Here is a 23,756-nt window from a genome sequence, read left to right as displayed (position 1 = left end):
ACCCCTCTTAATTATTTAAATGGATCATATTCTTTTTTAATACCATTAATTCAATAATGATCTTTTAAATTGAGTACTTTTTGTCATCCAGCAGAAATTTTATCTAATCAATTAGTAGTTTCTGTCATTAATGGTGTGTAAATATCTTTATCACCATCTTTAATTGCTTTATTTGGTGCTATTCCAGTAAAATTAGGTCCACCTCTGTATGGTGCATCATCAATAAATGTTTGATCGGCAGTTGGATCAGTTGGATGCTCTGGATTCTGATTAGTTTTACCAACTGATTTTCAGAGCATAAGTTTAATTGAACTAATTAAATCTTTTTCTGCAGAAGTAATAAATCTATCTGCAGATTGTGGATATTGAAGTTGTTGATCTGTATCAACACCAATAATTTTACCTTGACCAGATTTTTTTAATGATGATAAAGTATCTTCGGTTTGTGGTCCTGCTACTGGAAAAATAATATTAGTTTTTTGTCGAGCAAGATCATCATTAATTGCTTGTGAACCTTTTGAACCTTGAGTAAAATCACCGCTAAATTGAGTACCTGAATTTATAAATTTAATATTTGGTAATGGTTCTTTAAAATCTGAATTTAAAATTTTAACTCATGATATTAATTTTTCTTCATCTTCTTTATTTTTAAATTTATTATTAAAAAACTGTATGGCTCAATAATAACCATACATATAATTAGTAACTGCTGGAATATCAAGTCCACCATAGGTTGACATTTTTAAATTATCAAGTCCACCATATTGATTAGCATGAGCAGTTAACCATATTGCCCCTGCCAATCCGGCTAAAAAGCCTGATTGTTCTGCTTTGTAAAGTAAACCAGCCAATTGCTTATTAGATTTTGGTACTTCTTTATTTGGAGTATCACCATCAATAAAAATAAATTTCACTTTATGTTTTAAAATAGTATTTTGTGCTTTAATCAAAGCATTATGATGTAAAAATCCTGAAGCAATAATTACTTTACTATTTATGAAAACGGCTTTATTATATGATGTCATTAAATCATCAGTATTAGTTAATTGGGGATTATCTCAAGAAACCTCAATTCTTTTATTTTTATATTGAGGATCAACATAATCACTATGTGTTCAATCATTAAACTCTTGTTTAAACTTGAGAGCAGCATTATATGATGATTCATTAAAAGAAGCATCATTAATAGTATGTCCATCAGTTACAACAGTTATTCGATAAATATTTGGATCATTAAACTGACTATTGCAAGCAATGATTGGTAATATCATTATTACTGACAATGATATTGCACTAAATACAGTAAAAATTTTACGCATACTATTATATTCCTCCTACAAATATATATAAATATTTATGGCTTTTCTCCCTTTATGTACTATTTTAATTTTATCACATAAATGCTGAGAAAAGCCTATCTACGGACTTCTCCCCACATTTTTAAATCAAACATAGAATTACAGTTTCAAAACTAGGTATCTTGTTGAATTTATATGCAGCTTCTTTAGCATATAAATGAACATGATGTTTTGCAACTTTGATATGTGTTTTAAATGTTCTTCTTATATGTTTTCAAACTGATTCAATTTGGTTGGTATTTACACCAATTTTTGAAACATAGCCATCTTGATGGTTAACTGTTTCATGCTTAGTGAAAAATGATTTAAAATCGCAATATCCTTTTCAAGAATCAGTATATACAAGACATTTTGAAGAAATGTGGTTTTTTGCAAACTGCAAAAGATTTTTACTCTTTGCGTTTTTCAATACTTTCACAATTAAATTATTGGTTGTTTTTTGATAAATGCCAACAATCAAGGTTTTATTCACCAAGGATCTTCCTTGTTTTTTAAAACCCATATGTGAAAGATACATTTCATCAATTTGCACTGTACCTTCAACAATAAATTGAGGTTTTTGTTTTGCAATACGTGTTCTGATTTTATGAGTCATTCTTCAAGCAGTTTTCAAAGTCACTCCCAATTCTTTTGCAATATCTGTTGATGGAATTCCATGTTTGGTGTTTATTCATCTAAATATAAGATAAAACCAAGATGTTAAAGATGTTTGTGACCTTGAAAATATGGTACCTGTGAGAATGCTAAATGTTTGATTACATTTTAAATATCTCATTGTTTTTAAATCAGAAGTATTCAAATTAAAATTAAAACACCTAATACATTTGTTTTCTTTCAAATTTGCTATATATGCAAGACATTGCTGTTCAGTTTGAAAAGCATTTTTGAATTCATTCAGTTTCATTATTCCCTCCACAAGTACATGTGGGGAGAAGTCCGATATTTATATAAAAAAAAATATAAAAAAGAAAGCAAAAACATTGCTTTCTTAATTCAATTATTCAAAATAAAATAAAACTGTGTATAAATAAATTTTGAAAATAAATAGGTGGGAATAACTTACTATTAAAAAATACAGTATATATGTATTTAATATTAATTATTTTCTTATTTTCACAATTAACTCTAAACACTAGTTTCTCCTTTAATGGCATAACTACCATTATATAAGATAATAAAACTTATTCTTTAAAAATTCAAGAATAATTATAATTTTTTTAAAATATATAGTAAAGTTTTATTAAAACTGTGGTTTATACTTTTCAACACTTTCATCAACATAATTTTTTCAAGCATTTTCTCACTTATCACGAGTAGAATCATTAACTAAATCAGCAACTAATTTATTATAAGCGTCAGTTACTTTTTGTGCTAAACGTCAATAATCATTACTATCAATAATTAAGTTATTATAAATAGCACTAATAGAATCATTATTAGCAATTCCAAGATATTGCTGACCACCTAATGCTGGTTGTGATATGCTGCCATCAAAGTATTGTTCACCATTAATAGGTTTAATAACTGAATGTTGATCATCCTTATTATAATCTAAATTAAAAGAATGTCATAATCAAGTATTAACTGACTTATGAATTCCTTTTAAAGCTGATGTAATAAAAATATCTTTAGCATAACTATATTGAACACTTTGATCAACATCGACACCAATAATTTTTGCTTTGCTATTAGTAGTAGAGTTTTTAACAGCTGATACTAAATCAATTGTTTGTGCTCCTGCAACAGGCATTACAATATCATCTTTATATCCATCAATTAATTGTGAAGTTATTGCTTTTGATGATTTTGTACCAGATTCAAAACTACCTGTAAATTGTTTAGCAATTTTATCAAAATGAATATCAAATTTATTAGTTCATTTTTCAATTTTTTCCTTACCCTCTTTAATTCTAATGGCATTAGTCATTTCCAATAAATTATCATTGCTATTACGATATTTATTAAAATAATATACACCTCAATAATAACCCATCATATAACTAACAATAGTATCAGCTGGTAAACTACCAAAAGTTGACATCTTTAAACCATTATCATCATATGTTTCATGATTAGCTGCTAATCATATTGCTCCTGCTAATCCTGATAAAAACCCTGATTGTTCTGCTGAATAACTTAAACACGCTACATCAACTGGTTTTTCTAATTTAGCATCAACTAAAATAAAACGAACACCTAACTTTTTATATTGATTTTTAATAGCTGGTGTTAATGCACCAAGATGATTAAACCCAACAACAATAATTGTTTTAGCACCAGCAAATGTTGCTAAATTATAATTATTTTGTAAAGTTGAAACAGTACTATCTCGTGAAATAATTCAACGTGTTTTCATTTTTTTATTTTTTCAAACTTCATTACCGGGTAAATTACTAATCATAATACGATTATCATTAAATGTTTTAGTAAACTCTTTTGAACCTTCTAATACTTGCTGATTAAAAGCTTTATCAAATAAATCACCACCATCAGTAATTATTCAAATATCACCAACACTAGGAATACTACATCCAATTAATCCTACTGACGAACTATTTATTAACAAAGTAATAATTAATAATTTTAAAAAATATTTCATAAATTTCTCCTATAAATAAAAAAATGTACTACAGTAAAAATATTAATATTTAGGCTTTTCTCCCTTTATGTACTATTTTAATTTTATCACATAAATGCTGAGAAAAGCCTATCTACGGACTTCTCCCCACATTTTTAAATCAAACATAGAATTACAGTTTCAAAACTAGGTATCTTGTTGAATTTATATGCAGCTTCTTTAGCATATAAATGAACATGATGTTTTGCAACTTTGATATGTGTTTTAAATGTTCTTCTTATATGTTTTCAAACTGATTCAATTTGGTTGGTATTTACACCAATTTTTGAAACATAGCCATCTTGATGGTTAACTGTTTCATGCTTAGTGAAAACTGATTTAAAATCGCAATATCCTTTTCAAGAATCATTATCGGACTTCTCCCCACATGTACTTGTGGAGGGAATAATGAAACTGAATGAATTCAACAATGCTTTTCAAACTGAACAGCAATGTCTTGCATATATAGCAAATTTGAAAGAAAACAAATGTATTAGGTGTTTTAATTTTAATTTGAATACTTCTGATTTAAAAAGAATGAGATGTTTAAAATGTAATCAAACATTTAGCATTCTCACAGGCACCATATTTTCAAGGTCACAAACATCTTTAACATCTTGGTTTTATCTTATCTTTAGATGAATAAACACCAAACATGGAATTCCATCAACAGATATTGCAAAAGAATTGGGAGTGACTTTGAAAACTGCTTGAAGAATGACTCATAAAATCAGAACACGTATTGCAAAACAAAAACCTCAATTTATTGTTGAAGGTACAGTGCAAATTGATGAAATGTATCTTTCACATATGGGTTTTAAAAAACAAGGAAGATCCTTGGTGAATAAAACCTTGATTGTTGGCATTTATCAAAAAACAACCAATAATTTAATTGTGAAAGTATTGAAAAACGCAAAGAGTAAAAATCTTTTGCAGTTTGCAAAAAACCACATTTCTTCAAAATGTCTTGTATATACTGATTCTTGAAAAGGATATTGCGATTTTAAATAAGTTTTCACTAAGCATGAAACAGTTAACCATCAAGATGGCTATGTTTCAAAAATTGGTGTAAATACCAACCAAATTGAATCAGTTTGAAAACATATAAGAAGAACATTTAAAACACATATCAAAGTTGCAAAACATCATGTTCATTTATATGCTAAAGAAGCTGCATATAAATTCAACAAGATACCTAGTTTTGAAACTGTAATTCTATGTTTGATTTAAAAATGTGGGGAGAAGTCCGTAGATAGGCTTTTCTCAGCATTTATATGATAAAATTAAAATAGTACATAAAGGGAGAAAAGCCATCATTATATACAAGACATTTTGAAGAAATGTGGTTTTTTGCAAACTGCAAAAGATTTTTACTCTTTGCGTTTTTCAATACTTTCACAATTAAATTATTGGTTGTTTTTTGATAAATGCCAACAATCAAGGTTTTATTCACCAAGGATCTTCCTTGTTTTTTAAAACCCATATGTGAAAGATACATTTCATCAATTTGCACTGTACCTTCAACAATAAATTGAGGTTTTTGTTTTGCAATACGTGTTCTGATTTTATGAGTCATTCTTCAAGCAGTTTTCAAAGTCACTCCCAATTCTTTTGCAATATCTGTTGATGGAATTCCATGTTTGGTGTTTATTCATCTAAAGATAAGATAAAACCAAGATGTTAAAGATGTTTGTGACCTTGAAAATATGGTGCCTGTGAGAATGCTAAATGTTTGATTACATTTTAAACATCTCATTCTTTTTAAATCAGAAGTATTCAAATTAAAATTAAAACACCTAATACATTTGTTTTCTTTCAAATTTGCTATATATGCAAGACATTGCTGTTCAGTTTGAAAAGCATTGTTGAATTCATTCAGTTTCATTATTCCCTCCACAAGTACATGTGGGGAGAAGTCCGATATTTATTTACAATTTTTTTATACTTTATTTTTACCATATTTTTCATCAAAATTAATAATTCCTCTATTATATGCATCAATAATAATTCGTGCGCAATGAACAGGATTATATAAAATATTAGTTTTTAATTGTGAATTAGCCATTAACAGTTTAATAAATAGTTCAAAATCATTTTCTTTTAATACAAAATCATGCGTAAAACCTTTTATATCATTCATATCTACTAATAATGCTAAAAGAATTTTATGAATTATTCCTCATGAAGAATTTTTAGCATTACTCTCAATTCTACTAATTGTTGCTTGACGAACACCTACTAATTTCCCCAAATATGCTTGCGTTCAACCAAGTCTTAGACGTATACGCCTAATTTCTACTTCAATTGCCATTTTATTTCCCTCTCTAATTTTAGTTATTCCCAAACTTATTATGTTATGAAAAATTATAAAAAGATAAATTTTATTCTATATTTGCATAAAATATAATAAAATTAATATGGTGATACAAAATGGAAAATGAATTAATTAAATACTGAACAAAAAAAAGTTTTTTTTATGTTAGCATTTTGTGATTAATTGTTCAAATTATATTTATAATAATAGGTTCAATTTTAATAAATACTACTAGCGAAAAAATAATTAATATTTTATTAATAGTTGGCATAAATAGTTTAATTCTATTAATTTTGTTTGCTTTTTCTATTAATCATTATACTTATGAAACGGTTTATCAAATTAAAGTCAAAGGTAGTACTTTTCAAACTAAATTTTATCGTTATCTAATTATTCTATTTAGTTTTGGTTGATTAATTTTTTTCATTTTAAATGCATTATTTATGTTAGTTGAAACTGCCGTTTTTAAAAGCAAACTTGATTATTTTAATACTTTAAACGATCATTGATGAATTTTACTTATTGTAACAATATTTAACGTTTTAATTATTAGCATACATCGACAATTAATGCATTATACATTAACAAATTTACAATTACCATGAAGTAAATATATAAATAATAAAAAGTAGATTATATCTACTTTTTCTTTGCATCTCATAAATTTATAATGTTTTTTGCACTAATTAAACCAAATAATGATCCACAAGCAACTAAACCACCATTCAATCCAATAAAAACAAATGATAATCCTAATAGTAAAGTTATTACTCCATTGCCAAGACTAGCAATACTAACAATAATTAATGGTAATAATGTAACAACAATTGAAGCAACTCCAATTACTAAACCAAGAATATAACCAATTCTTTGTTCAAATGCTTTTCTTGAATTTATCATAACTAAAATAAATATAAAAATACCATAAGTTGTTAGACAAGCTATCAATATAATTCATCCCAATCATTGAATAGTACTTAATCCAGAATCAAAAACTTCTTGTAATCATTCTCCAAACTTCCATAATAATTCATAAGAACTTTCCATTAATCCTTTTAAAGAAATCATAATTATAGAAATAACCATTACCGGCATTAATGTTGTCAAAAGTAGATAAATACCAATGTTAGATAATGTTTTTGAAAATTTTAACATCCTTTTTACCTCTTTATAATTATTATTTCGCAATATTTCTAGTAAACTATTCGTACTTTATCTTTAACATCTTATGCAAAAAAAATTTAAAATCTATAAACAATAATTTTATTTATCAATCATTTTTAAAATTATTAAAAACTAAATGTAATTAATAATTAAGTATCTAATTTTACATTTATCTTAACATTTAGCCAATATAAATCAACAATAATACGTAATTTAAATAGTTAAAAATAATTATATCTTGTCTTTTAAATTTTAAAAATAAATATATTATCTTTATTGATTGTAAAATTTCAAAAAAAATGTTAAAAAAACTACAAACTAAATATAGTTTTTAACCTATTTACTTTGTTTCTCAAAGTAAATAGATTTTTATTTTTAAAAGGAGAAAAAACATGAAAAAAATATTAAAAATAATAAGTGGTTTAATAATTATTACAAGTACAAGTTTAAGCGCTATTGGATGTTATAAAAATAACAATATTTATGATTTAAAAGTGTTACAATCAATAATTTGACAAGAATCAGCAGAAAGAAAAATATCATTATTAAATACTTTTCGTGCAGCAATAAAACAGTATGATGATGTTATAGAAGCAAATAAAAAACATTTATCATTAGATGTTATTTACGCAACCGCAAATAAACCTAATGCCAAAAATGATGAAGAAGATAAAAATTATACTGTGCATTATAATGAATCAAAAATTGAAGCTAATAAATATGTACCTATTGTTATTACTGATTTGGATGAAACATTCATAAATAATATTGGTTTTTCAATTTATAAATTTTTTAATCCAAAAATGAAAGATATGGATTATGAATTTAAAAAATGAGTTGATCATCAAGTCAATTTTGAAGAACAACTTTATAATGGAGTTTTAGCATTTGTTAAACATGTATGAAAAAGTGGTGGTATTGTTTTATTTGATTCAAATCGTTTTCAAGGCGAAAATATCAAGTATGGAGATGAAGCAATACCAACTAAAAAACTAATAGAAAATAATTATTATCCAAAGGCATTTCTTGATAGTTATGTTTGATGAATGCAAGGAGTAACTAAATATGATTCAAATAATTATAAAGATTTAATATCAAAAGAAAATCGTTTTAATTATATTAATAATAACAATTTTAAATTATCATCAAAAGATAAAAATAGTATGCAAATAAAAAATTGAGAAAATGATTTAGTACCAATAAAAAATGTACCATCACATATTGTAATGAGATTGGGTGATAACATTAATGATTTTCATTCTAATTTAACTAATTCAAAATTAATTGATAAAATATCATTAAAAAATGAATTAATAAATAATAAAAATTTTAATAACTTAATTGGTAAAGTGGGAGATGAATTTTGATTTACAAAAAATGAAAATAGAGAAATAATAGAACATTATTGAAAAGAAAATGAAAAAAATAGTTTAATTGATAGTGATCTAAAAAACCTTGGTTTTGTAAAAGAAATTAAACTAGAAGAAGGAAAAATTAATTGAAAAGAAACTTATGTACTGGTTGGTGGTAATGATGTATATGGTAATTTTTTATGAGATTTAGAAAAAAAATATGGTTCTAATTTAGATAATTGATTAAATTTACTAAAACATTATTTCAAAAAATATGAAAATATATGAAAATAATTTACAAAAATTAATATTCAATCTCTAAATAAAATTAATATATATATATATATATTAATTGTAAATGGGCGGTTGTCAAAGTACGTATGAGATTAACCCTTAGAATTATGAAGTAACATTAACAATATAACTGCAAATTATATGATTTGTTAATTAAATTATAACATAAAATTTAAAAAGATTAAAAAATATAACGGACTTCTCCCCACATGTACTTGTGGAGGGAATAATGAAACTGAATGAATTCAACAATGCTTTTCAAACTGAACAGCAATGTCTTGCATATATAGCAAATTTGAAAGAAAACAAATGTATTAGGTGTTTTAATTTTAATTTGAATACTTCTGATTTAAAAAGAATGAGATGTTTAAAATGTAATCAAACATTTAGCATTCTCACAGGCACCATATTTTCAAGGTCACAAACATCTTTAACATCTTGGTTTTATCTTATCTTTAGATGAATAAACACCAAACATGGAATTCCATCAACAGATATTGCAAAAGAATTGGGAGTGACTTTGAAAACTGCTTGAAGAATGACTCATAAAATCAGAACACGTATTGCAAAACAAAAACCTCAATTTATTGTTGAAGGTACAGTGCAAATTGATGAAATGTATCTTTCACATATGGGTTTTAAAAAACAAGGAAGATCCTTGGTGAATAAAACCTTGATTGTTGGCATTTATCAAAAAACAACCAATAATTTAATTGTGAAAGTATTGAAAAACGCAAAGAGTAAAAATCTTTTGCAGTTTGCAAAAAACCACATTTCTTCAAAATGTCTTGTATATACTGATTCTTGAAAAGGATATTGCGATTTTAAATCAGTTTTCACTAAGCATGAAACAGTTAACCATCAAGATGGCTATGTTTCAAAAATTGGTGTAAATACCAACCAAATTGAATCAGTTTGAAAACATATAAGAAGAACATTTAAAACACATATCAAAGTTGCAAAACATCATGTTCATTTATATGCTAAAGAAGCTGCATATAAATTCAACAAGATACCTAGTTTTGAAACTGTAATTCTATGTTTGATTTAAAAATGTGGGGAGAAGTCCGTAGATAGGCTTTTCTCAGCATTTATGTGATAAAATTAAAATAGTACATAAAGGGAGAAAAGCCATAGCAAATTTGAAAGAAAACAAATGTATTAGGTGTTTTAATTTTAATTTGAATACTTCTGATTTAAAAAGAATGAGATGTTTAAAATGTAATCAAACATTTAGCATTCTCACAGGCACCATATTTTCAAGGTCACAAACATCTTTAACATCTTGGTTTTATCTTATCTTTAGATGAATAAACACCAAACATGGAATTCCATCAACAGATATTGCAAAAGAATTGGGAGTGACTTTGAAAACTGCTTGAAGAATGACTCATAAAATCAGAACACGTATTGCAAAACAAAAACCTCAATTTATTGTTGAATGTACAGTGCAAATTGATGAAATGTATCTTTCACATATGGGTTTTAAAAAACAAGGAAGATCCTTGGTGAATAAAACCTTGATTGTTGGCATTTATCAAAAAACAACCAATAATTTAATTGTGAAAGTATTGAAAAACGCAAAGAGTAAAAATCTTTTGCAGTTTGCAAAAAACCACATTTCTTCAAAATGTCTTGTATATACTGATTCTTGAAAAGGATATTGCGATTTTAAATCAGTTTTCACTAAGCATGAAACAGTTAACCATCAAGATGGCTATGTTTCAAAAATTGGTGTAAATACCAACCAAATTGAATCAGTTTGAAAACATATAAGAAGAACATTTAAAACACATATCAAAGTTGCAAAACATCATGTTCATTTATATGCTAAAGAAGCTGCATATAAATTCAACAAGATACCTAGTTTTGAAACTGTAATTCTATGTTTGATTTAAAAATGTGGGGAGAAGTCCGTAGATAGGCTTTTCTCAGCATTTATGTGATAAAATTAAAATAGTACATAAAGGGAGAAAAGCCTCTTAAAATTAGAATAAAAAATATTAAATTGTATTACTTTAAGCACTATTAAGATAACTTCTACTATTTAAATAATTTGCTTTTGCTATTAACATATTATTCAATGTTTGATGATGATATATTTTTGCTCCATTAGTTAAAGATTTTAAAAAATGATATACATCACTTTCAGCACTACATCCAATATTTCAATCAGCATTTTGATTAATAATTCCTTGTTCATTATTTTTAAAATAATTATAATTTTTTTTAGTAACTTTATTATGATTATTTTCTAAAATAGTAATTAATTCATTATACTTACCATTTGAAAAAGTAGTTGTTACATCTAAATATTTTGTTCAATCAAGTGCTTTCTTTTGATGTGGAATGGCAACCCTTTTTAGGACTATTTTTTGGTAGACATTTGTTTTTGATAATTAACTGGAGTTAAGTAGTTTAAAGTGCCGTGAATTCTTATGTTATTATATAAATTGATGTAATCAAATAATTCTAATTTTAATTGGATTAATGATGTAAAATTTTTATCATTAATAAATTCGGTTTTGAAAGTTTTAAAGGTTGCTTCAGCAACAGCGTTATCATAAGGACAACCTTTTTTGCTTAAAGAGCGATTAATATTGAATGCTAGTAAAAGTTTATCAATAATTTTATTATTAAATTCATTACCGCGATCACTATGAAATATTTGAATATCTTTTAAACAGCGATTTGAGTGCATAAATGCTTGATATACTAATGATGCATCTTTTTTAGTACCTACACTATGTCCAATTATTTCGCGGTTAAATAGGTAAATTAATAAACAAATATAGTTTCACTTACCATTTACTTGAACATAAGTTAAATCACTAACAATAACTTCATTTTTAACTCTATTATTAAAGTTTCTATTAACAAGATTGGTTATTTGACTATCATTGACTTTATTATGATAATTTTTGAATGATAATTTAGTGTATTTTGATATTAAATTATGTTTATTCATAATTTCTTTAATTTTTCGTCTTGATAAATAAATTTCTTGGTTTTCTAGAATGACTTTTAATCTTCTAGTACCATAAACTTCTTTATTTTTTTTAAAAGCACTAATAACAGCTTGTTCATAAATATTATTTTGAATTTTATTTTTTTTCTTTAAATTAAAATAATATGTTGATTTAGAGAGTTTTAAAAAATGACACATTGTGCGAATTTTATATTTAGATTTATTATTTGCAATAATCTCTACTTTCTGCCTATTATTAGTGCTGCTTGCTTTAAAATATCATTTTCCATTCTTAATTGTTTTAATTCTTTTCTTAATTTAATTAAGGCTTTTCTCCCTTTATGTACTATTTTAATTTTATCACATAAATGCTGAGAAAAGCCTATCTACGGACTTCTCCCCACATGGGAGCATACCGATGTTGTCAATAATATTCAAATTTGTCTTAAAATTATAAAGTTAGACGAGAATAATTTTGACTTCAATATGCAATTGTACGTTAATTTTAACACTTGAAAAATATTAGTCAACAATAATACTTGCTTTTATAATTCAAAAATTCTTATTAAAGCATCTTTAATAAGTTTTATTTTATTTTTCATTTTTTTAAAATTTTAATTTTAATTTATAATAACTGGATGGCAGTATTAATTTGGTAGCATTTAAAATTAACCATTTTTGTATACATATCAATGTTATAAGTTCTATCACCAATCATATGCTTTAAAATTTGTTTAATATTCGTTTCAGTAAAACAACCAATATTTTCAACTAATGCTTGGTTTAATACACCATCTTTGGCATTAATAAAATAACCAACTTTTAATTTTTTATATTGTAAAGTTAATGATTGCAAAAAATCAATTAATTCATAATATTGACCTTTGGAAAATAAATTTATTGCATTTTGATAGTGTAATTTAGCAATTTTATTTTTTCTTCTTCCTGCCATGATACCAAGAAATAAAACATGAAAAGCATGAAATTTATCTAAAATAAATTTAGCATTTAAAATTGTAGCAGTTTTTCTAATTAATTTTGCACTATCTCCACAAACTATTAAATTTGCTTGGTTAAAATTTTCAAAATATAAATTACCATATGTTTGAATTAATTTTGCTGTTTTTTCAGCACCAATTTCTGTTTTTGATACTCTTATTTGACATGCAACTCTTTTATTAATTAATTTTCCATTTTTCTTTTTACCAGTACAAAATACTAATAATCTCATCGAACATTTTTTACAATTTTTAGTATTGTGTTTTTCATTAAACTTAAATTTTCGATGTCCATCATCAATATTTATATATAATGTTTGATTTTTTTCTAATACTATTTTAGAAATATTAACTTTTGGTAATTCAAATTTTTGGTATGTTCTACAAACTGTACTATTACTTATTAAATCTTCAATAAAAGTATCACAAACATCACGATACTTTTTATCATCAGCAAAATATTTTAAAATTTGTTTAATAACATTTGGTGCAAGTTTGCTATATTTTTTAATACCAAGATATTTATCTAATAACGATACGTATTCAATTTTTTGGGTTTTTGTGTTATAATGTGTACAAATACGTCGTTTATATGTTAATAAACCTTTTTTTGTTTTTAATTTTCGTTGTCTAAATCTATATGATTTATATTCAGATTTATTACATTCATTTCATAATTGCTCATCTATTTTTGCAAATAATTCTTCTGTTTGCTTTAAACTTAATTCATCTTGATTAAAATCGTGTTTGTCTCAATCAAAATGATTAGGTAATGGTAGTATTAACATTTTTAATGTTCCTTTCTAAATTTGGTTTATTAATAATTTAATTTTAATTTTTTTTAAAAATAAGGAGTAAAAATGGCTTTTATTACTAGTTATGCACAATTAAATAAAAAATATAATCTTAATTTTAGTGATAATAATTATGGTTTTAATTGAGATATTTTTAAACAATTTGTTGGTGATGAATGAGCAGAATTTTTCACAACAAACTGTTTTTATCGTTTTGTACCAACCGCACGATTAACAAGAAAAACTTGAAACTGTTTAGCATTTGATTTATTTATATGTTGTAATTTTAGTGATAGTAGTGTTCAAGAAGTAAGACGATATGAAAATACTCATAATGAAACCACCATTGGGTCTTTAATGGATGTTTGTCAATATTTAGAAGATAACTATGATATTCATTTAGGGGTAAACAATCCACATGGTATTAAGTGAAAAATAACTAAGGATGGTGGATGTATTATTTTTCCTAATAATCAACAAATTGATTTTATTGGTTATGCTAATGGAAATAAAATTTTTGGTAAAGCGGTTGGTGGTTCAAGTTATTTATGTTCTAGAACCGATGAAATCATTATGGCAGAAGAAAAAGAAACATTAAGCGAAAAACAATTAACTCAACGTTATGAACGTTTAAAATTATCAATGTTTCGTAGTAATCGCATTAAAGTATCAAATCAACCAATTAAAGACTTAAGTTGAACATTTACGGATAGAAATATATTTAGTTCAACTTATGGTCAAAAAATTACTCGTTATTTTTATAAAAATCACTTTATTGCTTTTACTTGTAATCCTTATGATAAATATCATCCATTTTATTTGCTTTATTGCACGCCATATTTACCATTAAGTGATAAAGTGACAAATACTTTGAAAAAAATTGGTAAGATTTATTATGAAGACACCGAAGCATTTTCGGGTTTAGGATTATTTATTTTAAGATTTACCTTATTGCCATTTTGAAATAAATTAGAACCAGTAACTAAAAAATTAATTTTAGAATTAAAAAAGAAAAATCCTGATGAATTTAATACTGTTTATTATGGTTTTGAATTTTTAGATAGTGATGCTACCATTTTTCCTTTTCAAAAAACATTAAAATATTGACAAAAATATGATTTAAAACAATTTTATAATCAAGAAAAAGATATGTATAAATTTGATTTTTATTCAGTTGGTGTTGATTGAGCAACTGGTCATAAAGACCATACCGTATTTATGGTAGTTGGTTTTAAAGAATATAATAATACTGGTTATTATGATGCTTATATTATTTGTGAATTAGTAGTTACTCCAAATGATTTTATAAATGAAAATGAAAAAATTAATGCTTATGTAAATGAAATTTTAGGATTAATGGATAATTTTGAAAATTTTGAACAAACAATTTATTTTTATGATGATAAAGCAAGAACAGCAATGGATTGATTAAATCAAAAATTAATTGATGAACATAATATTATTTTAAGGCTTTTCTCCCTTTATGTACTATTTTAATTTTATCACATAAATGCTGAGAAAAGCCTATCTACGGACTTCTCCCCACATTTTTAAATCAAACATAGAATTACAGTTTCAAAACTAGGTATCTTGTTGAATTTATATGCAGCTTCTTTAGCATATAAATGAACATGATGTTTTGCAACTTTGATATGTGTTTTAAATGTTCTTCTTATATGTTTTCAAACTGATTCAATTTGGTTGGTATTTACACCAATTTTTGAAACATAGCCATCTTGATGGTTAACTGTTTCATGCTTAGTGAAAACTGATTTAAAATCGCAATATCCTTTTCAAGAATCATTATATACAAGACATTTTGAAGAAATGTGGTTTTTTGCAAACTGCAAAAGATTTTTACTCTTTGCGTTTTTCAATACTTTCACAATTAAATTATTGGTTGTTTTTTGATAAATGCCAACAATCAAGGTTTTATTCACGAAGGATCTTCCTTGTTTTTTAAAACCCATATGTGAAAGATACATTTCATCAATTTGCACTGTACCTTCAACAATAAATTGAGGTTTTTGTTTTGCAATACGTGTTCTGATTTTATGAGTCATTCTTCAAGCAGTTTTCAAAGTCACTCCCAATTCTTTTGCAATATCTGTTGATGGAATTCCATGTTTGGTGTTTATTCATCTAAAGATAAGATAAAACCAAGATGTTAAAGATGTTTGTGACCTTGAAAATATGGTGCCTGTGAGAATGCTAAATGTTTGATTACATTTTAAACATCTCATTCTTTTTAAATCAGAAGTATTCAAATTAAAATTAAAACACCTAATACATTTGTTTTCTTTCAAATTTGCTATATATGCAAGACATTGCTGTTCAGTTTGAAAAGCATTTTTGAATTCATTCAGTTTCATTATTCCCTCCACAAGTACATGTGGGGAGAAGTCCTTATTTTAATAACACAAACTGCTATTAAACATGCTTCAAATTTAAATCAAGAAGCAGGATTAACTAATAGAGTAGTTTGAATGAGAAATATTATGAGTTATGGAAACTTTTATGCAAATAAAGATGATTTACCAAAAACTACTCAATGTTTAGAAGAATTACGTTATGACGAAACAAAAACTAACATTCCAGACAAAAATATGTACCAAGACCCATATGACGCTTTGTTTTATGCCTTGTATCCATATAAAAATGTAATTAGGGGTAAAAATAATGCTACTGTAAAAAAAAGTATCTTCACATTTGCCATATAATAAACAATTTCAATATAATTAATAGTATAGGTCTCATAAAATAAATGCCTTTAATTTAGGCGTTTATTTTGCATTTAAAAGCATACTTGTAAAAATAATCAAAAATAGTACAATTTATAAGTAAAATTAAAAAAAGGAGTAATTAAATGAGCAAAATAAATAAATGTTTAATAATAAATTGTAATAAAAAAATAGAATTTTTTAATAAAAAGTATAATATTTTTTGTAATGAGCATAATATTAAATTTACGGATTTTATTGGTAATCAGTGAATTCCAAATGCAACAATAGAAAAATGAAGAAAATATCCAAAATTACATACAGAATTTGTTAATTTAAAAGCAGCAGAATTTATTCACCAAGAAAATAAAAAAATAAATCCCAAAGTTACTTTTAACCAAACAGGAAAAGAAATCTTAAAAAGGGAGAATTTAAATGCAAGATAGTAAAGAGATATTAAAAAATATACAAAATGAAGTTGAACAGCAACAAGAAAAAATAAACTCTAATATTAAAAAATGAATAAAAAGAAATTTTCAAAAAATAGTATGAGGCTTTTTAATAATCTGTGTATCTTTGTTTTACAAAGTTACTAATTTAGATTAATTCTGTCTTCAAATTTTATCATAAAATGAGCAATTGCTGTATTTCAATTTTGAATAGGCAATGTTAATTTTTTTGTTATATTTTCAATTGCCAAGTAAAATATTTTGAAAACTGCCATATCATTAGGAAAAACTTTTTTATTTCTGATGATTTTTCGTAATTGACTATTAACAGATTCAATAGCATTTGTAGTATAAATCACTCTTTTGATTTCTACTGGATAACTAATAAAAACCATTAAATTATCTCAATTTTTATATCAAGATTTAGTAATTTGAGGATATTGTTTATTTCATTTACTTTCAAACGATTCTAAAGCTTGCATTGCTTGTTCTTCACTACATGCACTATAAATTGGTTTTAAATCTGCAACTAGACCTTTTCGATGTTTGTATGAAACATATTTTAAACTATTTCTAATTTGATGAACAATGCATAATTGATGTTCTGTTTTATGATAAACTGATTGTATTGCTTCTGACATGCCTGTTAAATTATCACTACAAGCAATAAGAATATCATTTAAGCCACGATTTTTCATTTCTGTGAAATTAGATAATCAAAACTTAGAACCTTCATTTTCACTAATTCATAATCCTAAAACATCTTTTTTGCCTTCTAAATCAACTCCTAATGTTATATAAACTGATTTGTTAATAATCCGTTTATCTTGTCGTACTTTAACTACTATACAATCAAAATAAACAATAGGATAAATACTTTCTAATGGTCGATTTTGTCATGCTTTAACATCATCAATAACATCATCAGTAATTTGACTAATAACACTTTCACTAATATCAGCACCATGATATAACTCTTGCAACTGCATTCTAATGTCAGATAATGTCATTCATTTTGCATACAAGGAAAGAACTTGTTGATCAAAACCATCAAATCTTCTTTGCCTTTTAGGAACTATTACAGGAGTAAAATTACTATTGCGATCTCTTGGTACATCAATTTCAATTTTACCTTGTTTTGAGTTATTAATTTTTTTGAACTTGTACCATTACGAGCATTTTCAGTAGTACTATGTTGATTTTTTTCATATCCTAAATAATTTTGCATTTCAGAATTCAACATTTTTTCAACTAATCTTTTTGTTAATTCTTTATATAAACCGCCAGGTTTAAAAACTGTTGTTAAATCTTCAGTATTTTCTAGTAATAAATCTACTGCTTTTGATATTGGATCATTATTATTAAAGTTATCTTTTTTAGCCATCTGTAACTCACTCTTTCTAGTCATTTAATTATATTTACTAGAATTAATTAAACATAGTTATTTTTGTAAGTTACACAGATTACTAAACATTTCCGTTAGTAAATTTATTAGGCTTTTCTCCCTTTATGTACTATTTTAATTTTATCACATAAATGCTGAGAAAAGCCTATCTACGGACTTCTCCCCACATTTTTAAATCAAACATAGAATTACAGTTTCAAAACTAGGTATCTTGTTGAATTTATATTCAGCTTCTTTAGCATATAAATGAACATGATGTTTTGCAACTTTGATATGTGTTTTAAATGTTCTTCTTATATGTTTTCAAACTGATTCAATTTGGTTGGTATTTACACCAATTTTTGAAACATAGCCATCTTGATGGTTAACTGTTTCATGCTTAGTGAAAACTGATTTAAAATCGCAATATCCTTTTCAAGAATCATTATATACAAGACATTTTGAAGAAATGTGGTTTTTTGCAAACTGCAAAAGATTTTTACTCTTTGCGTTTTTCAATACTTTCACAATTAAATTATTGGTTGTTTTTTGATAAATGCCAACAATCAAGGTTTTATTCACCAAGGATCTTCCTTGTTTTTTAAAACCCATATGTGAAAGATACATTTCATCAATTTGCACTGTACCTTCAACAATAAATTGAGGTTTTTGTTTTGCAATACGTGTTCTGATTTTATGAGTCATTCTTCAAGCAGTTTTCAAAGTCACTCCCAATTCTTTTGCAATATCTGTTGATGGAATTCCATGTTTGGTGTTTATTCATCTAAAGATAAGATAAAACCAAGATGTTAAAGATGTTTGTGACCTTGAAAATATGGTGCCTGTGAGAATGCTAAATGTTTGATTACATTTTAAACATCTCATTCTTTTTAAATCAGAAGTATTCAAATTAAAACTAAAACACCTAATACATTTGTTTTCTTTCAAATTTGCTATATATGCAAGACATTGCTGTTCAGTTTGAAAAGCATTGTTGAATTCATTCAGTTTCATTATTCCCTCCACAAGTACATGTGGGGAGAAGTCCGATTTATTAATAAAGGTTATGTAGCAACTGAATATGACCCAAAAACTGAAACAATGATTTTAGATTGACCTGATGAAATTGGTACATTACCACCTGAAGCATTACAGAATAATCCACAAGTTGGTGATTTTACTCATGCACCAACATGTGATTTTTCTGCTAAACAACAAAAACGAATTACTACAAATGAAAATGAAATTACCAAATTAAATAGTGAACTATCTAAAACTAATGAAAGTATTGATGATATTAAAAACAATTGATTTAATATTGAAACTAGTCCTTTATGAAAAAAAATGTCTTCTTTTATTCCTAGTGGTGAATTTAGTAAAACATATTTAGCAATATGAGGTTATATTTACCAACCCCCTAGTACTCCTACTGATAATTATATATATAGTGATAAAAAAACTATATTTAATTTAGGTGGCGATATTAATAGAACAACACAAACCAGTATTAAGTTAGATGAGTTAATTATAAAGGACAATGTTAAAGTACAATTATTATTCACTAAAGAATGAAATGATATTACCGTTGTTTCTAATGATATTAATTACCAAGCGAGTTCTGTTACATTATATCAATATATAGGAAAGGGAACACCAACTGAATTTATAGCAGAAGAAGGTACTGAACGTGATTATTATACAAAAATAGAAACTAATAATTTATTAGATAAAAAACAAAATATAGATGATAATAATTTGCAAGCAATAGTTAAACAAATTGTTCCAGCAATTAATGAAAATAAACTAAATATTGCTAAAAAACAAGATAAAGAAAATTGAAAAATAATAGGTAAAAGTATAAATAATCGTAAATATGGTGACTTTGGAATTAATTTTCGGACTTCTCCCCACATGTACTTGTGGAGGGAATAATGAAACTGAATGAATTCAACAATGCTTTTCAAACTGAACAGCAATGTCTTGCATATATAGCAAATTTGAAAGAAAACAAATGTATTAGGTGTTTTAATTTTAATTTGAATACTTCTGATTTAAAAAGAATGAGATGTTTAAAATGTAATCAAACATTTAGCATTCTCACAGGCACCATATTTTCAAGGTCACAAACATCTTTAACATCTTGGTTTTATCTTATCTTTAGATGAATAAACACCAAACATGGAATTCCATAAACAGATATTGCAAAAGAATTGGGAGTGACTTTGAAAACTGCTTGAAGAATGACTCATAAAATCAGAACACGTATTGCAAAACAAAAACCTCAATTTATTGTTGAAGGTACAGTGCAAATTGATGAAATGTATCTTTCACATATGGGTTTTAAAAAACAAGGAAGATCCTTGGTGAATAAAACCTTGATTGTTGGCATTTATCAAAAAACAACCAATAATTTAATTGTGAAAGTATTGAAAAACGCAAAGAGTAAAATGGATGGGTTACACTTTATTGGACACTAATTACATAGACAAGTGAACAAAGAAAGGAACTATAATTATGGCCAATATTAACTCATATACCGATGAATTTAAAAAACAAATAGTAGCTTTATATCAAAGTGGCAAATCAGTATCTTGCCTTGCTAAAGAATATAATGTTACAAGAGCAGCTACTTACAATTGAATTAAGCAATTTACTAATTCAGGTAGTTTTAAAACTAAAGATAATCGTTCTGTTGAAGAAAATGAATTAATTAAATTAAGAAAAGAATTAAAACAATTAAGAATGGAAAATGATATTTTAAAGCAAGCAGCACTAATAATAGGCAGAAAATAGAAATTATTGTCAAAAATAAAGTTAAATATAAAATTCGCACAATGTGTCATTTTTTAAAAATCTCTAAATCAACATATTATTTTAATTTAAAGAAAAAAGAAAATAAAATCAAAAATAATATTTATGATGAAGCTGTTATTAGTGCTTTTAAAGAAAATAAAGAAGTTTATGGTACTAGAAGATTAAAAGTCATTCTAGAAAACCAAGAAATTTATTTATCAAGACGAAAAATTAAAGAAATTATGAATAAACATAATTTAATATCAAAATACACTAAATTATCATACAAAAATCATAATAACAAAGTTAACGATAGTCCAATAAACAATCTTGTTGATAGAAACTTTAATAATAGAGTTAAAAATGAAGTTATTGTTAGTGATTTAACTTATGTTCAAGTAAATGGTAAGTGAAACTATATTTGTTTATTAATTGACCTATTTAACCGCGAAATAATTGGACATAGTGTAGGTACTAAAAAAGATGCATCATTAGTATATCAAGCATTTATGCACTCAAATCGCTGTTTAAAAGATATTCAAATATTTCATAGTGATCGCGGTAATGAATTTAATAATAAAATTATTGATAAACTTTTACTAGCATTCAATATTAATCGCTCTTTAAGCAAAAAAGGTTGTCCTTATGATAACGCTGTTGCTGAAGCAACCTTTAAAACTTTCAAAACCGAATTTATTAATGATAAAAATTTTACATCATTAATCCAATTAAAATTAGAATTATTTGATTACATCAATTGATATAACAACATAAGAATTCACAGCACTTTAAACTACTTAACTCCAGTTAATTATCAAAAACAAATGTCTACCAAAAAATAGTCCTAAAAAAGGTTGCCATTCCACTTCTCTCCATTTTTAACTTCAACTACATTAATAATTCCATTATCACATATGTTTCGTCCAAACAGTATAATATTTACACAAAATTTGAATATTATTTATGATTGTGATTTTAGTGTTACTTTTACTACCCTTGAAGATATATCAAATTATAGACCAAGTAATTCGCACACCACTACAACAACAACCCCTTCACCTTCAGCAGGTGGAAGCGCTGTTTTGCCATCAACATCTGAACAATCTTTTAACATTGGAACTAGTTCTAGAAATAGAAATCAACACAGTAATCAAAGTACATACTCTAGAACAAATCAGAAACCAAAGTGTGATATTTTAAAAACACAAATTATTGATCAAAAATTATTAGATATTTATCACACCAAATCTACAGAAAGTAAAAATAATGCAAGAAAAAAACTAACAGAAATTTATGGACAACATTTTACTGATGCTAGTTGAGCACAATTTGAAAAAATTGTTGAATTGCATAAATACGGAATCGTTTTTATAACACGTAATAAAAATGAATATTTATTAAAAGGTCTAGCCACTACCACAACTATGAGTATTCCACCTGCATATAAAGTTGTTAAATGAATAAGTTCTCCACAAGCTACAACAGTAGTTGAAACAGAAGAAGCGGTGCCTTTATTAGAAGTTGGTGAGGAAGGAGCCATTGCTATTGGCGAAGAGGTTGTTGAAGGTGGTGCATCTGTTATGATTGAAGGAGGACCTATTGGATGAGTTGTGGGTGGAGTAATTATAGTTGGTGGAATAGCATATTTAGCGTATAATTGATCCCATGCTCATAATGCTGATATCAATTCCCATAATCAATATAATAAAATAGAAAAATATTACGTACCTTTAGACAATAAAAATCCACAATATACAGAATCAAGCAAAATTAAATTAGGTATTAGTAATGATATGTGAATAAGATTAGCAGAAATTTATCAAGATAATAAAGATGACTATCAACTTTTTGAAAAAAAATTTTAAGTGAAATTACTAAATTTCCGCAATTTATAGGAACCTTAGTAAATAGTTTAAGTGATAGTAATTTAAAAAATTTAGTTAAAGTTATGTATAATAATTTTTCAGAAATAAACATTTTTTATATGATGACAAATCAACATGGATGAAAGATTGTAACAAATGCTGTTGGAAATTACTTAGAAATTGAACCAGAATAAAGTTAATAAATTTTTCCTATAAAAGAATTATAAAACATAACATATTAGGCTTATTTCATAATTAAAATTTTAATTTTGGAATAAGTCATAATAATAATTATGAAATTTTTTTTATTTTTAGTAAAATTAATTGTAAAATTAATAATATTATAAAGAAGTGGAAGTGACAAAATGAGTCAAAACATTATTTTTGCTTTTGAAATTATTGCCTTAATTATCGCTATATTATTAGTAATTTTAGGTTTATTACAAGGTAAAAAAAATCATAATGGACTTGGTGCTTTAAGTGGGGGTAATCAAGAATTATTTGCTAGTACTAAAGAACGTGGTTGAAGCAAGTTATTTTCTATTGCCACTTTAGTATTAGGTATATCGTTATTTACTATGGCAATAATAGTAAGAATTCTTATTAATACTATTGGAGTTATAAATTAATGATAATTATTTTATAAAAAGGCACACTAAAATGTGCCTTTTTATAAATTTTAAAAG

The 23,756-nt window shown here is 25.6% G+C and carries 28 protein-coding genes and 1 pseudogene; 16 read left to right on the top strand and 13 right to left on the bottom strand.

All coding sequences use genetic code 4. The features are described 5' to 3' along the window. Positions 1-11: 11 nt before the first annotated feature. The 4 genes from AACL02_RS08450 to AACL02_RS08435 all read right to left on the bottom strand — a co-directional run bounded on the left by AACL02_RS08450 (position 12) and on the right by AACL02_RS08435 (position 4,403). Positions 12-1,319, bottom strand: a complete 1,308-nt coding sequence (locus tag AACL02_RS08450) for a BMP family ABC transporter substrate-binding protein (RefSeq protein ID WP_339040829.1) — start codon at positions 1,317-1,319, stop codon at positions 12-14. Between the two features lie 121 nt (positions 1,320-1,440). Next, entirely contained in the window at positions 1,441-2,256 is an 816-nt protein-coding gene (locus tag AACL02_RS08445; protein WP_339043694.1) for an IS1595 family transposase, read from the bottom strand. A 342-nt stretch (positions 2,257-2,598) separates the two neighbouring features. Further along, positions 2,599-3,957 (bottom strand): BMP family ABC transporter substrate-binding protein, encoded by a 1,359-nt coding sequence (locus AACL02_RS08440; protein WP_339040827.1) that lies wholly within the window; start codon positions 3,955-3,957, stop codon positions 2,599-2,601. 134 nt (positions 3,958-4,091) lie between these two features. Beyond that, positions 4,092-4,403: a transposase gene (locus tag AACL02_RS08435; protein ID WP_339040825.1), complete on the bottom strand. Its 312-nt coding sequence runs from the start codon at positions 4,401-4,403 to the stop codon at positions 4,092-4,094. On the opposite strand from AACL02_RS08435, the gene AACL02_RS08430 reads away from it, so the two are divergent. Beyond that, a complete protein-coding gene (locus AACL02_RS08430; RefSeq protein ID WP_339040823.1) occupies positions 4,384-4,986 on the top strand; it encodes an IS1595 family transposase in 603 nt (200 codons plus the stop codon). The two genes, AACL02_RS08435 and AACL02_RS08430, sit on opposite strands and share 20 nt — an antisense overlap. Positions 4,987-5,245: 259 nt before the next feature. Here AACL02_RS08430 and AACL02_RS08425 read toward each other — a convergent pair whose 3' ends face one another. Then, a complete protein-coding gene (locus AACL02_RS08425) occupies positions 5,246-5,860 on the bottom strand; it encodes an IS1595 family transposase (RefSeq protein WP_339040821.1) in 615 nt (204 codons plus the stop codon). On the opposite strand from AACL02_RS08425, the gene AACL02_RS08420 reads away from it, so the two are divergent. Next, positions 5,806-5,952 (top strand): hypothetical protein, encoded by a 147-nt coding sequence (locus AACL02_RS08420; protein ID WP_339040819.1) that lies wholly within the window; start codon positions 5,806-5,808, stop codon positions 5,950-5,952. The genes AACL02_RS08425 and AACL02_RS08420 overlap by 55 nt on opposite strands. Here AACL02_RS08420 and AACL02_RS08415 read toward each other — a convergent pair. Beyond that, positions 5,915-6,286, bottom strand: a complete 372-nt coding sequence (locus AACL02_RS08415; RefSeq protein WP_338975821.1) for a helix-turn-helix transcriptional regulator — start codon at positions 6,284-6,286, stop codon at positions 5,915-5,917. The two genes, AACL02_RS08420 and AACL02_RS08415, sit on opposite strands and share 38 nt — an antisense overlap. A gap of 119 nt (positions 6,287-6,405) precedes the next feature. On the opposite strand from AACL02_RS08415, the gene AACL02_RS08410 reads away from it, so the two are divergent. Beyond that, positions 6,406-6,921, top strand: a complete 516-nt coding sequence (locus tag AACL02_RS08410; protein ID WP_338975820.1) for a hypothetical protein — start codon at positions 6,406-6,408, stop codon at positions 6,919-6,921. A 7-nt stretch (positions 6,922-6,928) separates the two neighbouring features. Here the strand turns inward: AACL02_RS08410 and AACL02_RS08405 are convergent, their stop codons facing one another. Continuing rightward, positions 6,929-7,444: a hypothetical protein gene (locus AACL02_RS08405; protein ID WP_339040816.1), complete on the bottom strand. Its 516-nt coding sequence runs from the start codon at positions 7,442-7,444 to the stop codon at positions 6,929-6,931. Positions 7,445-7,845: 401 nt separating this feature from the next. Between AACL02_RS08405 and AACL02_RS08400 the strand changes: the two genes are divergently transcribed. Beyond that, positions 7,846-9,099 (top strand): HAD family acid phosphatase, encoded by a 1,254-nt coding sequence (locus AACL02_RS08400; RefSeq protein ID WP_339040814.1) that lies wholly within the window; start codon positions 7,846-7,848, stop codon positions 9,097-9,099. A gap of 158 nt (positions 9,100-9,257) precedes the next feature. On the opposite strand, the gene AACL02_RS08395 is transcribed toward AACL02_RS08400, so the two are convergent. Next, complete coding sequence (locus AACL02_RS08395; protein WP_339040812.1) at positions 9,258-9,383, bottom strand: hypothetical protein; 126 nt, start codon at positions 9,381-9,383, stop codon at positions 9,258-9,260. Here AACL02_RS08395 and AACL02_RS08390 point away from each other — a divergent pair. Together AACL02_RS08390 and AACL02_RS08385 are read left to right on the top strand one after the other, a co-directional pair. Further along, positions 9,329-10,150 carry an IS1595 family transposase gene (locus tag AACL02_RS08390; protein ID WP_281747836.1) on the top strand — a complete coding sequence of 274 codons (822 nt, stop codon included), beginning with the start codon at positions 9,329-9,331 and terminating at the stop codon, positions 10,148-10,150. The two genes, AACL02_RS08395 and AACL02_RS08390, sit on opposite strands and share 55 nt — an antisense overlap. Before the next feature lie 91 nt (positions 10,151-10,241). After that, entirely contained in the window at positions 10,242-10,997 is a 756-nt protein-coding gene (locus tag AACL02_RS08385) for an IS1595 family transposase (protein ID WP_339040810.1), read from the top strand. Positions 10,998-11,467: 470 nt separating this feature from the next. Here the strand turns inward: AACL02_RS08385 and AACL02_RS08380 are convergent, their stop codons facing one another. Further along, complete coding sequence (locus AACL02_RS08380) at positions 11,468-12,364, bottom strand: IS3 family transposase (RefSeq protein WP_339043693.1); 897 nt, start codon at positions 12,362-12,364, stop codon at positions 11,468-11,470. Between the two features lie 328 nt (positions 12,365-12,692). Next, positions 12,693-13,853 (bottom strand): Mbov_0401 family ICE element transposase-like protein, encoded by a 1,161-nt coding sequence (locus tag AACL02_RS08375; RefSeq protein WP_339040808.1) that lies wholly within the window; start codon positions 13,851-13,853, stop codon positions 12,693-12,695. A 72-nt stretch (positions 13,854-13,925) separates the two neighbouring features. On the opposite strand from AACL02_RS08375, the gene AACL02_RS08370 reads away from it, so the two are divergent. Then, on the top strand, positions 13,926-15,356 hold the full coding sequence (locus AACL02_RS08370; protein WP_339040806.1) for a hypothetical protein: 1,431 nt from the start codon (positions 13,926-13,928) through the stop codon (positions 15,354-15,356). A 53-nt stretch (positions 15,357-15,409) separates the two neighbouring features. On the opposite strand, the gene AACL02_RS08365 is transcribed toward AACL02_RS08370, so the two are convergent. Beyond that, positions 15,410-16,231 (bottom strand): IS1595 family transposase, encoded by an 822-nt coding sequence (locus AACL02_RS08365; protein ID WP_339040804.1) that lies wholly within the window; start codon positions 16,229-16,231, stop codon positions 15,410-15,412. An 18-nt stretch (positions 16,232-16,249) separates the two neighbouring features. Between AACL02_RS08365 and AACL02_RS08360 the strand changes: the two genes are divergently transcribed. The 3 genes from AACL02_RS08360 to AACL02_RS08350 all read left to right on the top strand — a co-directional run bounded on the left by AACL02_RS08360 (position 16,250) and on the right by AACL02_RS08350 (position 17,185). After that, positions 16,250-16,579 carry a hypothetical protein gene (locus tag AACL02_RS08360; protein WP_339040802.1) on the top strand — a complete coding sequence of 110 codons (330 nt, stop codon included), beginning with the start codon at positions 16,250-16,252 and terminating at the stop codon, positions 16,577-16,579. Positions 16,580-16,725: 146 nt separating this feature from the next. Then, complete coding sequence (locus AACL02_RS08355; protein WP_339040800.1) at positions 16,726-17,025, top strand: hypothetical protein; 300 nt, start codon at positions 16,726-16,728, stop codon at positions 17,023-17,025. Then, positions 17,015-17,185, top strand: a complete 171-nt coding sequence (locus AACL02_RS08350) for a hypothetical protein (RefSeq protein WP_339040798.1) — start codon at positions 17,015-17,017, stop codon at positions 17,183-17,185. The genes AACL02_RS08355 and AACL02_RS08350 overlap by 11 nt, the downstream gene beginning before the upstream one ends. Here the strand turns inward: AACL02_RS08350 and AACL02_RS08345 are convergent. Both AACL02_RS08345 and AACL02_RS08340 read right to left on the bottom strand, forming a co-directional pair. After that, positions 17,172-18,412: pseudogene (locus AACL02_RS08345) on the bottom strand (IS256 family transposase). The gene AACL02_RS08350 and the pseudogene AACL02_RS08345 sit on opposite strands and share 14 nt — an antisense overlap. A 192-nt stretch (positions 18,413-18,604) precedes the next feature. Then, entirely contained in the window at positions 18,605-19,420 is an 816-nt protein-coding gene (locus AACL02_RS08340; RefSeq protein ID WP_339043692.1) for an IS1595 family transposase, read from the bottom strand. Positions 19,421-19,444: 24 nt separating this feature from the next. Here AACL02_RS08340 and AACL02_RS08335 point away from each other — a divergent pair, with 24 nt between their 5' ends. The 6 genes from AACL02_RS08335 to secG all read left to right on the top strand — a co-directional run bounded on the left by AACL02_RS08335 (position 19,445) and on the right by secG (position 23,699). Further along, on the top strand, positions 19,445-20,344 hold the full coding sequence (locus AACL02_RS08335; protein ID WP_339040796.1) for a hypothetical protein: 900 nt from the start codon (positions 19,445-19,447) through the stop codon (positions 20,342-20,344). Further along, positions 20,344-20,604 (top strand): hypothetical protein, encoded by a 261-nt coding sequence (locus AACL02_RS08330; protein WP_339040794.1) that lies wholly within the window; start codon positions 20,344-20,346, stop codon positions 20,602-20,604. The genes AACL02_RS08335 and AACL02_RS08330 overlap by 1 nt, the downstream gene beginning before the upstream one ends. Positions 20,605-20,628: 24 nt before the next feature. After that, positions 20,629-20,889 carry a hypothetical protein gene (locus AACL02_RS08325; RefSeq protein ID WP_339040792.1) on the top strand — a complete coding sequence of 87 codons (261 nt, stop codon included), beginning with the start codon at positions 20,629-20,631 and terminating at the stop codon, positions 20,887-20,889. 37 nt (positions 20,890-20,926) lie between these two features. Continuing rightward, positions 20,927-22,047, top strand: a protein-coding gene (locus AACL02_RS08320; protein WP_339040217.1) for an IS3 family transposase whose coding sequence is annotated in 2 segments (ribosomal slippage) — positions 20,927-21,170 and positions 21,170-22,047 — 1,122 coding nt in all. Because the reading frame shifts where the segments join, the coding sequence is not laid out codon by codon here. Between the two features lie 12 nt (positions 22,048-22,059). After that, positions 22,060-23,070, top strand: a complete 1,011-nt coding sequence (locus tag AACL02_RS08315) for a hypothetical protein (protein WP_339040790.1) — start codon at positions 22,060-22,062, stop codon at positions 23,068-23,070. Between the two features lie 365 nt (positions 23,071-23,435). Beyond that, complete coding sequence (gene secG, locus AACL02_RS08310; RefSeq protein ID WP_174480339.1) at positions 23,436-23,699, top strand: preprotein translocase subunit SecG; 264 nt, start codon at positions 23,436-23,438, stop codon at positions 23,697-23,699. Positions 23,700-23,756 lie beyond the last annotated feature (57 nt).

This window comes from Spiroplasma endosymbiont of Apeira syringaria (assembly GCF_964020205.1).
Lineage (GTDB): Bacteria > Bacillota_I > Bacilli_A > Mycoplasmatales > VBWQ01 > Spiroplasma_E > Spiroplasma_E ixodetis_A.
This window is presented reverse-complemented; position numbering and strand designations above follow the sequence as displayed.